Origin of the sequence: Streptococcus sp. 2021WUSS109 (genome assembly GCF_044427305.1) — a bacterium.
Lineage (GTDB): Bacteria > Bacillota > Bacilli > Lactobacillales > Streptococcaceae > Streptococcus > Streptococcus suis.
Map to the genome: position 1 here is coordinate 1 of NZ_JAOTGF010000058.1, position 702 is coordinate 702.

A 702-nucleotide genomic window follows, 5' to 3' on the forward strand; every position below is an offset into this window, starting at 1 on the left:
TCAGTAGAGCTTCTAGCGAGGTATTAAAAAAACCTCCCAAAGTGATAAGATAGAAGTGGTTTCCCCGCCACTACATCAAATCAAATAGGAGGTACCTCATGAGAGAGGATAATGAAAGTTTATCACATACTCGCTGGAATTGTAAATATCATCTAGTTTTTGCGCCTAAATATCGTCGTCAAATCATTTACGGCAAGTATAAGGCTAGTATCGGAAAGATTATCCGAGATTTGTGTGAGCGAAAAGGAGTCACTATCCATGAAGCTAATGCCTGCCCTGATCATATCCACATGTTAGTTAGTATTCCGCCCAAAATGAGTGTTTCCAGTTTTATGGGCTATTTAAAAGGTAAGAGTAGTTTAATGATTTTCGACAAACATGCCAATCTGAAATATAGGTATGGGAATAGAAAGTTTTGGTGCAGAGGCTACTATGTGGATACGGTAGGACGCAATCAAAAAGTGATAGCAGAATACATACAGAACCAATTACAAGAAGACAGGTTAGCGGACCAGCTCACTTTGTTTGAAACGGTTGACCCATTTACAGGGGAAACCAACAGGAAAAAAACCTGATGGTGCTTTAGCACCTGCTCGGGAAAGTGGTGCGCGAGGAAGCTATTTCAGTGGGCCTTTGGCCCTGGCCGGAACAAGCGGCTTATAGCCGCAGAACAAACCACCAGTTCGACTGGTGGTTTTGATT

At 42.2% G+C, this 702-nt stretch carries 1 protein-coding gene; it reads left to right on the plus strand.

Going from position 1 to position 702, the window contains the following annotated elements; translation table 11 throughout:
* Positions 1 to 98: 98 nt before the first annotated feature.
* Positions 99 to 575: an IS200/IS605 family transposase gene (tnpA, locus tag ODU37_RS10725; RefSeq protein WP_024400212.1), complete on the plus strand. Its 477-nt coding sequence runs from the start codon at positions 99 to 101 to the stop codon at positions 573 to 575.
* Positions 576 to 702 lie beyond the last annotated feature (127 nt).